The organism is Erysipelatoclostridium sp. An173, from assembly GCF_963931465.1.
Lineage (GTDB): Bacteria > Bacillota_I > Bacilli_A > Erysipelotrichales > Coprobacillaceae > Thomasclavelia > Thomasclavelia merdavium.
In genome coordinates this window covers 1,035,428-1,048,784 of record NZ_OZ007017.1, presented here as the reverse complement: position 1 = coordinate 1,048,784, position 13,357 = coordinate 1,035,428, and the positions used below count along the sequence as shown (strand labels likewise).

Annotated in this window: 17 protein-coding genes and 1 other annotated feature; of the genes, 4 read left to right on the top strand and 13 right to left on the bottom strand. The window is 28.7% G+C overall.

Features of this window, described 5'->3' with window-relative positions:
• Positions 1–61: 61 nt before the first annotated feature.
• The 7 genes from ABGT36_RS05400 to ABGT36_RS05370 form a co-directional block, all read right to left on the bottom strand.
• Positions 62–694 (bottom strand): GyrI-like domain-containing protein, encoded by a 633-nt coding sequence (locus ABGT36_RS05400; protein ID WP_346677129.1) that lies wholly within the window; start codon positions 692–694, stop codon positions 62–64.
• A gap of 73 nt (positions 695–767) precedes the next feature.
• Complete coding sequence (locus tag ABGT36_RS05395; RefSeq protein ID WP_346677127.1) at positions 768–1,673, bottom strand: YafY family protein; 906 nt, start codon at positions 1,671–1,673, stop codon at positions 768–770.
• A gap of 2 nt (positions 1,674–1,675) precedes the next feature.
• Positions 1,676–2,452, bottom strand: a complete 777-nt coding sequence (locus ABGT36_RS05390) for an HAD-IIB family hydrolase (protein ID WP_300628865.1) — start codon at positions 2,450–2,452, stop codon at positions 1,676–1,678.
• Positions 2,453–2,461: 9 nt separating this feature from the next.
• The gene (locus tag ABGT36_RS05385; protein WP_296882438.1) at positions 2,462–3,427 is read right to left on the bottom strand and encodes a phosphotransferase; all 966 of its coding nucleotides are present in this window, start codon (positions 3,425–3,427) and stop codon (positions 2,462–2,464) included.
• Between the two features lie 89 nt (positions 3,428–3,516).
• Positions 3,517–4,323 carry a MetQ/NlpA family ABC transporter substrate-binding protein gene (locus tag ABGT36_RS05380; protein ID WP_346677124.1) on the bottom strand — a complete coding sequence of 269 codons (807 nt, stop codon included), beginning with the start codon at positions 4,321–4,323 and terminating at the stop codon, positions 3,517–3,519.
• A gap of 10 nt (positions 4,324–4,333) precedes the next feature.
• Positions 4,334–4,999 (bottom strand): methionine ABC transporter permease, encoded by a 666-nt coding sequence (locus tag ABGT36_RS05375; protein ID WP_346677122.1) that lies wholly within the window; start codon positions 4,997–4,999, stop codon positions 4,334–4,336.
• Positions 4,999–5,997 (bottom strand): methionine ABC transporter ATP-binding protein, encoded by a 999-nt coding sequence (locus ABGT36_RS05370; RefSeq protein ID WP_087302722.1) that lies wholly within the window; start codon positions 5,995–5,997, stop codon positions 4,999–5,001. The genes ABGT36_RS05375 and ABGT36_RS05370 overlap by 1 nt, the downstream gene beginning before the upstream one ends.
• Before the next feature lie 34 nt (positions 5,998–6,031).
• Positions 6,032–6,261, bottom strand: a binding site (T-box leader).
• A gap of 124 nt (positions 6,262–6,385) precedes the next feature.
• Between ABGT36_RS05370 and ABGT36_RS05365 the strand changes: the two genes are divergently transcribed.
• From ABGT36_RS05365 to ABGT36_RS05350, 4 genes are all read left to right on the top strand, one after another.
• The gene (locus ABGT36_RS05365; protein WP_346677120.1) at positions 6,386–6,661 is read left to right on the top strand and encodes a nucleotide pyrophosphohydrolase; all 276 of its coding nucleotides are present in this window, start codon (positions 6,386–6,388) and stop codon (positions 6,659–6,661) included.
• 77 nt (positions 6,662–6,738) lie between these two features.
• Positions 6,739–6,939 (top strand): helix-turn-helix transcriptional regulator, encoded by a 201-nt coding sequence (locus ABGT36_RS05360; RefSeq protein ID WP_087302726.1) that lies wholly within the window; start codon positions 6,739–6,741, stop codon positions 6,937–6,939.
• Between the two features lie 114 nt (positions 6,940–7,053).
• Positions 7,054–7,785, top strand: a complete 732-nt coding sequence (locus ABGT36_RS05355) for an ATP-binding cassette domain-containing protein (protein WP_296882429.1) — start codon at positions 7,054–7,056, stop codon at positions 7,783–7,785.
• Positions 7,778–8,950 (top strand): ABC transporter permease, encoded by a 1,173-nt coding sequence (locus tag ABGT36_RS05350; protein ID WP_087302730.1) that lies wholly within the window; start codon positions 7,778–7,780, stop codon positions 8,948–8,950. Before ABGT36_RS05355 ends, ABGT36_RS05350 begins: the two co-directional genes overlap by 8 nt.
• A gap of 29 nt (positions 8,951–8,979) precedes the next feature.
• Here the strand turns inward: ABGT36_RS05350 and ABGT36_RS05345 are convergent, their stop codons facing one another.
• The 6 genes from ABGT36_RS05345 to hisH all read right to left on the bottom strand — a co-directional run bounded on the left by ABGT36_RS05345 (position 8,980) and on the right by hisH (position 13,345).
• Positions 8,980–10,149, bottom strand: coding sequence for a cation diffusion facilitator family transporter (locus ABGT36_RS05345; RefSeq protein ID WP_346677116.1), 1,170 nt, complete (start codon positions 10,147–10,149; stop codon positions 8,980–8,982).
• A 12-nt stretch (positions 10,150–10,161) separates the two neighbouring features.
• On the bottom strand, positions 10,162–10,503 hold the full coding sequence (locus ABGT36_RS05340; protein ID WP_087302734.1) for a hypothetical protein: 342 nt from the start codon (positions 10,501–10,503) through the stop codon (positions 10,162–10,164).
• Between the two features lie 130 nt (positions 10,504–10,633).
• Complete coding sequence (gene hisIE / locus ABGT36_RS05335) at positions 10,634–11,272, bottom strand: bifunctional phosphoribosyl-AMP cyclohydrolase/phosphoribosyl-ATP diphosphatase HisIE (protein ID WP_087371867.1); 639 nt, start codon at positions 11,270–11,272, stop codon at positions 10,634–10,636.
• Positions 11,272–12,036 (bottom strand): imidazole glycerol phosphate synthase subunit HisF, encoded by a 765-nt coding sequence (gene hisF, locus ABGT36_RS05330; RefSeq protein WP_087302738.1) that lies wholly within the window; start codon positions 12,034–12,036, stop codon positions 11,272–11,274. The genes hisIE and hisF overlap by 1 nt, the downstream gene beginning before the upstream one ends.
• Positions 12,018–12,743: a 1-(5-phosphoribosyl)-5-[(5-phosphoribosylamino)methylideneamino]imidazole-4-carboxamide isomerase gene (gene hisA / locus ABGT36_RS05325; RefSeq protein WP_087302740.1), complete on the bottom strand. Its 726-nt coding sequence runs from the start codon at positions 12,741–12,743 to the stop codon at positions 12,018–12,020. The genes hisF and hisA overlap by 19 nt, the downstream gene beginning before the upstream one ends.
• Positions 12,737–13,345, bottom strand: a complete 609-nt coding sequence (gene hisH / locus ABGT36_RS05320; protein WP_296882422.1) for an imidazole glycerol phosphate synthase subunit HisH — start codon at positions 13,343–13,345, stop codon at positions 12,737–12,739. The genes hisA and hisH overlap by 7 nt, the downstream gene beginning before the upstream one ends.
• Positions 13,346–13,357: the final 12 nt, after the last annotated feature.

Genomic DNA, 13,357 nt, shown 5'->3' with positions numbered 1-13,357 from the left:
TTTATCCCTCCATTAAACATTATTAGTTTAACACTGGTTTTTTAATTAGTAAATAATTAGATTATTTCACTGGTATTCGAATTACTGTCTTTAAGTTTTCTTTTTTACAACGACGCGGATCACTCAAATATATTTCATGATGTTTTCGTTGTTCATTAAAATCAACTTTTAAATTATTTGCTTTTAAAAAAGCATCTATTTTATCAATTGACACTTGTTCTTCATCATAACTGCCTATATGCATAATTTGAACACATTTGCCTTCTTTTATTACCTCATATTTTACTTTATCAATGTTTATTGCTGGCTTTTTATTTTTTAACAATTTTTTAGCATGATTAAATACTTTTTCATCGACAAACTCTGGTAAACGAATCATTGATTTCCAACAAAATTGATCCTTATCAATATTTTGCATATTTATTGTTCCATCTTCACACCACCATAATCCTTCTAATGGTGGAACAACATATTCAAAATATCCCGGTATTTTATCTTCTGTCATCTTTGACATTTTTATTGTAAACGAAATACCATATAATAATTCAAGCGCTTCTTGATATTCGACACTGTTATTAGGATTGCCTTTTCCATCGACAGTAACATAACTGATCTTAGGAACATCAATAAGCATCGGCTTTCTTTTTGGTAAATATAAATCTCGATTTTCTTTTTTATAATCTAATTTTTTCATCTTAATTGCTCCTTTAAATAATTTTATTTTCACTAATATTATAACAAAACAAACCTGACATCCTCTGTCAGGTTCATTGATATATTTCCATCATTTTCTTCATCTCTGTTATTAATTGCTCTTTTAAAAAATCTGGTTTTAATATTTTTATTTTAGAGCCAAAAGATAAAATAAAACTCATTAACCAATATATATTAGACACTTTCATTGTGACAACAAAATCACCATTTTGCTTTTCTATTATATCACTGTGATTAAATTCATCATAAACTACACTTGCAATTTGATGATCAAATTGTAAAGTCACTTCTATTTCCTTTTTAGTATCAGTAATTAAATTATTTTTATATTTACTTAAATCAATATTTTTACAAGCAAACGTTTTATCTATAATATCCAATTTAAGAATTCGAGACAATCTAAAAATACGATTTTCTTTTTTATTTAAACAGTAAGCTAATAAATACCAGGTACCACTTTTAAAAAATAATTTATATGGCCATACTACCCGGTTAGATTTTTGACCACTAGAATTAATATAATTAATTACAATTTCATGATTAGTTATAATCGCTCTTTTTAAATCATTAAATTTCTTATTCAAATCATTATTTTGATACCATGAGTTTAAATCTACTTCAATCCAATCAATAACATTTAAATTAAAAATGGCTGCCATCTTATTAATTAACTGGCTATTTTCTCCTTTTAGATAATCAAATTCCTGTAATGATGCTAAAATCTCTATTCTTTCATCATCAGTAAAAAATGTCCGGTCTAAAACAAAATCATTATCAATATATATACCACCATCATAACCATTTTTACAATAAACAGGAAAATTCATCATCATTAATCGTTGAATATCACGATATATTGTTCGCTTAGAAACTTCAAAATAGTTTGCTAATGTATCAGCCGTTGTTTGTTTATGTTCTAAAAGATAATATAAAATTTCAAATAAACGACTATTACTCATTGTTAATCAATCCATTTAAAATGTTTACAAGCATTATAAATTCCATCTTGATCACAAGCATCAGTTACATAAGTAGCTTTAGCTTTCAACTCATCAATAGCATTTCCCATAGCAATGCTAGTCCATTCATCTTGAAACATACTCAGATCATTTTTTTCATCACCAAAAACAACAACATCACTATAATCACCATTAAAATAATCAACCATAGCTTTAATTCCTACTGATTTATCTCCAGGTTCTACAAAAATATACTCTTTGTGAAACCGACACCATGGTAATTGTTTTAAACTTTCTAATTTTTCTTCTTCAGGCGCAAAACAAGCAACATATACTTTATAAATCTGATCAAAATCTCTTGGATTCAAACCTTCTTGCACTTCAGTTTTCATATAAATATCATGAGTAAAATCATAAAAACGATTATCAGGCGCTAATCTTCTTTGAGTGTTATCAGGCGAAAAAGCCCATATATAATTTTTTTCGATACACTCATCAATTAAATTCAAACATTTTTGATAATCTAATGGTTTGATTTCAATTAATTTTTCATCAATAGTAATCCCATTGCCACCATCACTTACCATATTTTTAAAGCCTAATTCTTTCATATGATCAACAGCCATTGCATAGCTACGTCCAGTAGCAATAGCGACAAAGTGACCAGCTTGTTTTAATTTTTCAATTGCTTCTTTAGTTGAATCAGGAATATATTGTTTTCCTGGTTGTCCTACAGCTAAAGTTCCATCAATATCAAAAAAGAAAAATTTACGTTTCATTTTTTCCTCCTAAATTTCTTTAATTATTTCCATTAATTTATCTTTTATCTCATTATAATATCTAATTTGCTTAATAGTCAAAATAACTTGTTCAAATGCAATATCAACATCATCATTAGTTATTAATCGATTTAAATTAAAAACTAACCATTCAAACATTCCTAAATTACAATCATGTATATCTTGCCAGTTTAAAATCTTAAACCCACCATTTTCAAAATAAGATAACATAAAAGCTTTAAATAATTCATAATCAATCTTGCCCTCTTGATAACCACTATAACTTAATGCCAATTCATAGACCTCTAAAAATGGACTATCATAATCTAGACATTCTAAATCGATAATACGACATTCATCATCTAGCCATAAAACATTTTTACTGTCCATATCACGATGACAAATTGTTAAAACAGGAGGAATTTTATCAATTGCCTGATTAGCTTTTTTTAATAATTCATCAAGTAATAAAACATTTTTTTCTAATAAGTCATAAATCTCTTGATGTTCTATTTTTCTTAAATAATAATTCCAATCAATATTTACGGGTTCTTTTAAATATCTTTGCTTTTTTATTTCAATTTGATGAATCTTTGCTAATAAACTACTTATTTTTTGACAATGAACCTTATTAATTTGTTCCTGTTTTAAACTTTTTCCTTGATAATAATCATAAACATAGAAATAAATATCATCTATTTTTTGCATTTTCTTTTGATTAAAAATTAATGCCGGAATAATTGGCAATCCATGTTCTTGTAAAATCAATTCTAATTGTTGTGCCCGTTTGAAATTATACATAGCTGTTGGTCTTTTCATAATTTCTGGGTTTAATATCTTAATGGCATATTTATTTTTGTCAGTTGTTATTGCATACATTTGATGAGTCAAACCACCTGTTAATTTTTGAGGTGAAGATGTTAACTGACCTAAATTTAGTATTTTGACTATTTTTTCAAAAAAACTTATTTCCATAATTTCCTCGATTCCATATAGAATTATAAAATATCGATATCATAAAAACAACTAACAAATAAAAAAGGTAGAAATTTCTACCTTAATAACTATACTACCGGAATAACAGAACCATCTTGATATGTATCATTGATAAATTTTTTAATTTGATCTGATTTTAAAACAACAACTAATGCTTTTACTCTTTCATCATTTTCATCTTTACAAGCAATGATATTTACATAAGGATTGTTTTCGTTGGCACTTTCTAAAAGAAGCGCATCTTTAGTTGGATTTAAATTAGCATCAATTGCATAATTTCCATTGATTGCAACCATAGCCCCTTCATTATTTTGATAAGCAGTCGTTAACATTTCCGGTTTAATTTCTTCAAATTTTAAATTTAGTGGATTTGCCACAATATCTTCAATCGTTGCTTCTTGAATTTTTACATTATCATCCAACTCTATAATTCCTGCTGTATCTAATATTGATAAAATACGACCATGATCAGCAACTGAATTAGAAATAATAACTACATCATTTTTCTTTAACTCGCTAATATCATCAATTTTCTTAGAATAAAAACCAAACGGTTCAATATGGATACCACCAGCATTAACAATATCATAACCATTTTTTTCTACATCATCTTCAAAAAAAGGTAAGTGCTGAAAATAATTGGCATCTACATCACCATTATCTAACGATCTATTAAAAATATAATAGTCATCTAGAATTTCAATTTTTAAATCAATATCATAATCTTTCTTTAAAATATTCTTAGCTTCTTCTAAAATGTCCCCATGAGGTTTAGAAGTAGCAGCAACTGTTAAAGTATTAGCATCATCACTACTTTGACATCCCGTCAAACTAAAACCTAAAAATAAACAAATTAATAATATAATCTTTTTCATCTTTTTTCTCCTATCTTCTATCTATTTTTCTAACCACATAATCACCAGCAAATTGAATAATAAAAACAATAATCAAAATTAATGCCGTGGCCATGTATGTTACATAATTATTTTGTCTTACAAAACCATATAAATAAGCTAAATTACCAAGCCCGCCTGCACCAATTGCTCCAGCCATCGCTGTATAACCAACTAGTGAAATTCCCATCACTGAAATTGAAGAAATCAATGCGGGTTTAGCTTCTGGAATTAAAATTTTCATAACAATTTGTAAATTAGTAGCTCCCATTGCTTTACTAGCTTCAATAGTCCCTTTATCAACTTCATTTAAAGCAATCATAACCATTCTTCCATAAAATGGTGCACTAGATAAAATTAATGATGGTAAAGCTGCTTTGGCTCCTAACATTGTCCCAACTATTGCTTTTGTAAAAGGAATCAATAAAATTAATAAAATAATAAATGGTATTGCTCGTAATATATTAACTATCCCATTTAAAACTTTATTAACAAATAAATGTGGATATAAACCATCATCCTGAGTCAAATAAATTAAAATTCCTAAAATCAAACCAATAATAACTGCAACAATTAATGAAACCCCAGTCATAAATAATGTTTCCATTAATGCTTCGAACATTTGATTAAAATCAATATTTTCTAAAAAAGCTTGCATTATATTACCTCCACCTGTGCTTTATATTGAATAAATAAATCTACTACTTCTTTATAATCACCGATTACTTCAAGAACCATCACCCCAAAAGAACTAGAAAGAGTATTGCTTAAATTAGCTTCAATAACATTCAAATCAGCATCACAGTTTCGAATTACTTTAGTCAAAATAGGTAAACGACTAACCTGATCATTAAATGTTACTTTAATCAATTGTCCCTTCGAGTAAATTTCTTTTAACATTTTTTCATCAAAATCACCATTACTTTTATATATAAAACTTTTAGTAATCTCATGTTTAGGATTTCTAAAAATATCTTCTACCAAACCTTGTTCAATTACTCTGCCATCAGCCATAATAGCAATTTGATTACAAATCTTTTGTACAACTTCCATTTGATGACTGATCATTATAATCGTAATATTTAACTCTCGATTTATTTTTAATAATAAATCCAAAATCGCACTTGTCGTTTGTGGATCTAAAGCACTTGTTGCCTCATCACATAACAACACTTTAGGATCATTAGCTAACGCTCTAGCTATTGCCACACGTTGTTTTTGACCACCTGACAATTCACTAGGATAAGCATTTTCTCTTCCAATTAAACCAACTAAAGATATTAATTCCTGAACTTTTTGTTGTCGTGTCAATTTATTTTTATGCCCTGCTATTTGTAAAGCCAATTCAATATTTTGACTAACAGTCTTTGACCATAGTAAATTAAAATGCTGAAAAATCATTCCAATTTTAGTTCGTAATTTTCTTAACTCTTGTTTTGAAAGTTTTTTTATATCTTGACCATCAATTAAAATTTCACCTTCATCTTGTACTTCTAATTGATTAATCATCCTTAACAATGTTGATTTCCCTGCCCCGCTAAAACCAATAATGCCATAAATATCACCTGTATCAATCGTCAATGAAACATCATTAACAGCTTGAACACTTTTGTTTTTTAAATTAAAAGTTTTACTTACATTTTTTATTTCAATCATTTTACCCTCCTAAAAAATAAAAAAACCCGTCCTATCTAAGGACGAGCATCACCCGTGTTACCACCTTAATTTATTATTATCTTACAATAATAACCTCATCGAGTACCATCATACTCTAGCGCAATAACGGGCGCTCCCGTTATAGACTAAATATCGCCTATAAGACTCCAAGACCATCTTCATTTATCCTCGCTTATTCTTTTCCACCAGCCAAGAACTCTCTATCAAGCTAATATAAACTACTCTTCTTTTCAACGTCGTTGGCAATATATTAGCTAAATCATCTATGAAAGTCAAGTGATTTTTAAAATATTTCCTACTTTTTTGCTATGATTTATTGAAACCTGATATATTATAGATATAATTAATACAAAGGAAGGGAAATAAAATGGAAGAATTAGAAAATAAAATCATTAAATTTGTTAAGGAGAGAAATTGGGATCAATTAGATTATCCTGATAGTCTAATCAAAAGTATAGTTATTGAAGCTAGTGAATTACTTGAATGTATTCAATGGGATAGTAATTTAAATATTGATAATGTCAGCGATGAATTAGCTGATGTATTAATTTATTGTTTTCAATTAGCTTACTCATTAAATCTTGATATTAAAACAATTATTGAAAATAAATTAGAAAAAAATACGATTAAATATCCAAAATAATTTGTGGTTATTGACTTTCAATGCAAAGTAAACTATACTAAAAATGTAAAGCGAGCTTTGCAAAGCAGGTGATAATATTGAAAAACAGAGTTAAAGAACTACGTAAACAACAAAATATTTCACAAGAGGCACTAGCTAGGTCTGTCGGGGTAACCCGACAGACTATTACCTCAATTGAGGTAGGCAAATATACAGCATCTCTTTTGTTAGCATATAAAATAGCCAAATTTTTTAATCTTACAATTGAAGAAGTTTTTCTATTTGAAGAAAATCAATAAAATATTAAATCTTAAATATTCTTAATTTGATAACTTATAAGATTTAATTTATCGCTTATAAAATTAAAAAGTTATATAATTATGTTATCAAAAGACTATATGGAGGGGGATTCTATGTTGAAGGTTGAAAATCTGACCAAAAAATTTAAAAAAATTACAGCCGTAGAAAACGTTTCTTTTGAAGTAAACCCTGGCGAAATTGTTGGTTTACTTGGAGAAAACGGTGCCGGTAAAACTACAACATTAAGGATGATTGCCACAATGTTAAAACCAACTAGTGGAACAGCAAGTATTAATGAATTTAACATTATTGATCATCCTGATAAAATCAGGGGCCATATTGGAATCTTATTCGGTGGCGATGTTGCTTTATATGATCGACTAACCGGACGTGAAAACATGACTTATTTTGCAAAACTAAATGGAATGAGTGATCAAGAAGCTAAAGAAGCAGTTGAACAAATAGCTAGTGATTTAGAAATGACCGATTATATTGACCGTCCTGTTGGTAAGTATAGTCGTGGTATGAAACAAAAAGTTTCTTTAGCTAGAAGTATAGTTCATCGTCCTGATGTAATGCTTTTTGATGAACCAACTACCGGTCTTGATGTACTATCTAGTAAATTGATTCACGACTTTATTTTAAAATGTAAGTCAGAAAATAAAGCAATTGTATTTTCTAGCCACAATATGTACGAAACAGAAAAACTATGTGATCGTATTATTATTATTCATAAAGGTAAGGTTGTTGCCAGTGGAACAATTGAACAATTAAAAAAAGATTATCAAAAAGATACTCTTGAAGATTTATTTATTGAATGCATTGGAGGAAATAACTATGAATAATATAATGACGATTGTAAAAAAAGAATTTAAAGATATTTTAAGAGATCGTAAAACACTTTTGATGACTTTTGTTATTCCGATCATAATTATGCCTTTATTATTTACTTTTATCTTTTCATCAGTATCAGATATGGCTGCACCAAGTGAAGATAATCGCTATAAAATTGTACTCGACTGTGACGAACCACAAATCGTCCAATTATTTGAAAATGCTGGTATATATGAACTAGTAAAAAGTGATGACCCTATTAATGCTGCATACGAGGGTGAAATAACAGCCTATATCAGTGCTAATGGTATCAATCAGGCATTACTTGAAAATAAAATTCCAACGATTGATTTATACTATGATACGACATCACAACGAGCGTTAACAGCAATTAGCTCAGTCCAAACAATCTTTAGTAATTATCAAAATAATTACTTAGCTAGTTATTTAGAAGCTAATAATTTATCAAGTACATTATTGCAGCCTTTCAATTATCAAGAACATGCAAAAGATCAAGAAAGTGATGGTGTGTCTTTGATGATGTTAGGAATGTTAATTCCTATGATGATTATTGGTTATTCAGGTTCAGGAATTACACCTATTGCAACTGATTTAGGTGCTGGTGAAAAAGAACGTGGTACATTAGAACCACTTCTTTCTACTGGGGTTTCTAGAAGTTCAATTTTAATTGCAAAATTGATTGTTACGGCAACTTTTGGAACAATTACCTCAATTTTCTCTGGTGTAGGATTATTGTTGGCATTTAAATTTGGATTAAGTGAAACAATGCCATTAACTATCAATATATCAATACAAAGCATGTTATTAATTGCAGTATTAGCAATTTTATACGTTTTATTTATATCAGCAGTTATGCTATTAGTTTCAACTTATGCTAGATCAATTAAAGAAGCTAATACATATTTAACACCAGTAACTTTGATTCCGGTACTATTATCTGTTATTACAATGTATACAGAACCAAGCAGTGTTTCTACTGCGATGATGAATATTCCAATTTTAAATGTAGTAATTGTTATCAAAGAAATTATCTTTAATCAATTAAATTACACTCATTTATATATCACTTTTGCCTGGTCAGTTGCCTATGTAATAATTGCAATGGTTGGTGCTAAAATGATGTATGAAAAAGAAGAAGTAGTTTTCAGAGCATAAAAAAGAGCGGTTCGAAATGAACTGCTCTTTTAAATATAGCTATGTTCTATTTGCATAACTGTAAAATAATTTTCATTAATATTCTTAATTTTTTGATCAATTTCTTTTTTTAGTGATTTATGATCAACTTGATCATCTATTGGTAATAAAACATCAAAAATTAAGTTAGTATGTGTTGGACCAGTTACTACTCTAAAATCGTGAATACTATATTCTTGATTAATATCTTTAACTATCGTTGCAACCATTTCTTTTAATTCATTGGTCAACGCATCATTTGAATCGATTGGATCCATATGAATAGTAGTTAAAATATGATATTTATCTAGAATTGCTCGTTCAATAATGTCCATTGCATCATGAACAGCCATAATATCATCATTGCAATTAACTTCAACATGTAAAGTTAAAAATCTTCTTCCTGGTCCATAATCATGCATCATCAAATCATGTATTCCTAAAACTTCAGGATAAGATAAAATATAATCTGCAATCTCTTTTACTAATTCTTTATCTGGAGCCATTCCTAATAATGGATTAACAGTATCTTTGAAAATCTCAATTCCTGATTTCAAAACAATAATTGATACAAGTGAACCAATAATACCATCAATTGGTAAATCAGTATAAATTGAAGCAATAAGTGCAATTAAAGAAGCTGCCGTTGTCAAACAATCATTTAAACTATCCTGGCTTGCTGCTTGTAAAGTTGTTGAATTTATTTTACCAGCTACAATTTTATTAAAATGTGCCATGTATAATTTAATAAAAATTGAAACAACCAATATTATTGCCGCTATATAAGTAAAAACAACTTTTTCAGGATTAAAAATCTTTAAAACAGAATCTCTTAAAGACTGAAACCCAACTAATAAAATTAAAAAAGCAATAATTAATCCAGCGACATATTCAATACGACCATGACCATAAGGATGTTCGGCATCAGGATGTTTATTTGCTAATTTAAAGCCAAATAGTGAAGCTAAATTACTACCAACATCAGATAGATTGTTTAATCCATCTGCGATTATGGCAATACTATTAGTAATGCCACCCATTGTAAGTTTAAACAGTACCAGAATTATATTACAACCAATAGAAACTAGTGAACAAAGTGTCCCATACTGTTCTCTTACCTTATTATTATCATAATTTTGATAATTATTAATGAATTTTTTAGCTAAATAGTTTATCATCATAGTTTATCATCACTAATCAACTTGATATACAAAAATATCTTGTTTATTAATTTCTATTAAATTAGCTTCACATAATTCATCAAAATACTTTTCCATTTTATCTTTATCAACATCTTTATTAGCAAGTTTTTCCAACGTTGCCATAATCATTGGATTGTCACGTTTTAACATAGCAATTCCATCTTGATTAAAATTTGCCTTTTTTAATAAAGTATCAAGAATAGCAACATATGCTAGTTTAGTTTCTAAACGAAGATTTTTATTACTTTGGAATAATCCTTTTGGCATATAATAACTATCATCTAACAAGCTATCTTTTAATACTTTTAAATTTTCTTTGTTGTATAATTCCATAATAATTCCTCCTAAAACATAATAGTTATTATACCACAAACTCTAGTAGTATTGACACGAAATTTCCATATAATTAAAAATAGCCATTTTAATTTGGCTATTTAGGATAATTATTCAATTAATAAAACTTTTAATACTCTCCTCGAGTATGAAATTCTTTTTTATTTCCAGTAATTTTGTGCCGTTCTTTCAATTTATTTTCAACATCATCCAAAGAAACACCTTGATTATTCATTAAAACAAAGACATGATAAAACAAATCACTTATTTCACCAATCAATTCATCTTTATCATTGTTTTTAGCAGCAATAATTGTTTCACTTGCCTCTTCGCCAACTTTTTTACATATTTTATCAACACCTTGATCCAATAAATAGTTAGTATAAGATTTTTCAACTGGATTTTGTTTACGATTAGCAATTAATTTTTCTAAACTTCTAAAAATATTAGTATTATCAAAAGGCAATACTTCATTAAAGAAACATGAATAAGCCCCAGTATGACAAGCAACCCCAATTTGTTCAACAAAAATCAATAAAGTATCTAAATCACAGTCTAAATACATTCCTTTTATATTTTGGAAATGTCCTGATGTTTCTCCTTTATGCCACAATTGTTTACGTGAACGTGAATAAAAATATGTTTGCTTAGTTTCAAGCATTTTATTATAAGCTTCCTCATTTACATAGGCAAGCATTAGTATTTGATTAGTTTGATAATCTTGTACGATTGCTGGAATTAATTCCATCTTTTTAAAATCAGGTTTCATTAAATTGCCCTCCTAACATTAATTCCTTCTTTACGTAATTCTTGACGAACCTGTTCAACAGTTGCTTCACCGAAATGAAATAACGAAGCAACTAAAGCGGCATCGCAGTTAGTCTTTTTAAAAACATCGACAATATCCTGGATACTGCCACAACCACCACTGGCGATAACTGGGATATCAACAACATCACAAACAGCGTTAATCATATCAATATCATATCCGGCTTTAGTACCATCAGCATCCATTGAAGTTAATAAGATTTCACCAGCTCCAAGTTCCTGACATTTTTTTACCCATTCAATTAAATCAATTCCAGTATTTTCACGACCACCTTTAACATAAACATCATATCCTCCTGATGCTCTTTTTTTAGCATCAATAGCAACGACAACACATTGAACCCCAAATTCATCAGCAGCTTCTTTAATTAAATCAGGATTAGCAATAGCCGCCGAATTAACAGATACTTTATCAGCCCCACTAGCTAAAATCATCCTAAAATCATCAATAGTTCTAATTCCGCCTCCTACTGCAAGTGGAATACTAAGTTCTTTAGCACCACGTTCAATAAGATCTTTAATAATATCTCGCTGTTCATAACTAGCAGTGATATCTAAAAATACTACTTCATCACTACATTGCTGGTCGTATCGTTTAGCAAGTTCAATTGGATCACCAACATCTTTTAATCCAACAAAATTTACTCCTTTTACAACCTTGCCATTTTTAATATCTAAACAAGGAATTATTCTTTTTGTAAGCATGCAATAGCCTCCTTTAGATCAACTTTTCCTTCATAATATGCCTTTCCTACAATACAAGCATAATAATTATTTTTAGCTGTTTCTTCAATATTATCAATGTCTTTTACCCCACCAGAAACCACAAAATTAATTGAGCTTGCCGCTTTAATTTTTTCATACATTTTAAAATTAGGACCTTGTAAAGTACCATCTTTACTAATATCTGTAACTACAATGTATTCAATTCCTATTTTTTCTAATTCTAAAATAAAATCTAAATAAGGCACATTACTTGTTTCTAACCAGCCTGAAGTTGATACATATCCATCTTTGACATCAACGCCAACAACAATTTTCTTTGAACCATATTTCTTTAATGCCATTTTTAAAAAATCAGGATCATTTATTGCTGCAGTTCCTAAAATAACGCGGTCAATACCAATCTCTTCTAGATACAAATCCACTGTATCCATATTTCTGATTCCACCGCCTAATTCAATAGCCATTTTAGTTGCTTGTTTTATTTTCTTGATTGCTTCTAAATTAACACACTTTCCATCTTTTGCTCCATCTAAATCAACAACATGAAGGATCTTAGCTCCCATTTTTTCAAAAGTTATTGCTAATTCTTCAGGATTTTTACTGTAGACAGTTTTTTGATTATAATCACCTTTATATAATCTTACAGCTTGTCCATCTTTTAAATCTATTGCTGGAATAATTAACATTCGATCATCTCCTTAAACGCTAAGAGTATTTTTTTACCAACTGTTCCACTTTTTTCTGGATGAAATTGACATCCAATTACATTATCTTTTGAAGCAATTGCAGTAATATTGGTACTACCATAATCGCTGTAAGCAACTAACTCTTCATCAGGACATTTAGCCATAAATGAATGAACAAAATAAACATCATCATTTTCATGAATATATTTTAAAATCGGATGTTTTTGATTAAAGTGTAATTGATTCCATCCCATATGAGGAACTTTTTCATCAATATCCATATACACTACTTCACCTTTTAAAAAGCCTAGTCCTGGTGTTTCTTGGACTTCATAACCTTTTTCAAATAAAATTTGCATCCCTAAACATATTCCTAAAATTGGTATTCCAGCTTCTTTTTGTTTTGTTAAAACGTCTATTAAATCATATTTTTTTAAATTATTCATTGCCACCGGAAAAGTACCAACTCCTGGTAAAACAATAGCCTTAGCTTTTTCAATTACTTTTTTATCACGAGAAAGAATGGCATCAATGCCAACTCTTTTTAATGCTGAAATAACACTACTTAAATTACCAATATTATAATCTATAATAACAACCATGGTCTTTTCCTC